Genomic DNA, 235 nt, shown 5'->3' with positions numbered 1-235 from the left:
GGTCGGCGTCGCTGCTGGACCAGGTCGAGAGCACCTTGCCGTCGTCGATGAAGGCCCAGTCGGCGGTCCAGCCGCCGCCGGCGGCGCGCTGGAGCTTGCCGACCAGCTGCATCGGCGGGCTGTAGCGGGCCGAGGCGCGGGCGATCGCCGCGGTGTCCTGGCGCCAGATCGCCCCGACCAGGGCCTGTTCGGCGGCATCGCCGCCCGGCAGGCCGAGCTTGAAGCCGCGCTCGAC

Annotated in this window: 1 protein-coding gene; it reads right to left on the bottom strand. The window is 75.3% G+C overall.

Features of this window, described 5'->3' with window-relative positions; all coding sequences use genetic code 11:
- The coding region (locus SB658_RS27605) for a DUF2066 domain-containing protein (RefSeq protein WP_410603762.1) at positions 1–235 on the bottom strand (235 nt) is incomplete at both ends.

The organism is Bacillus sp. SIMBA_008 (assembly GCF_046535495.1).
Classification (GTDB): Bacteria; Bacillota; Bacilli; order Bacillales; family Bacillaceae; genus Bacillus; species Bacillus subtilis.
The sequence above is the reverse complement of the archived record's forward strand: the minus strand, read 5'-3'. Positions and strand labels throughout refer to the sequence as shown.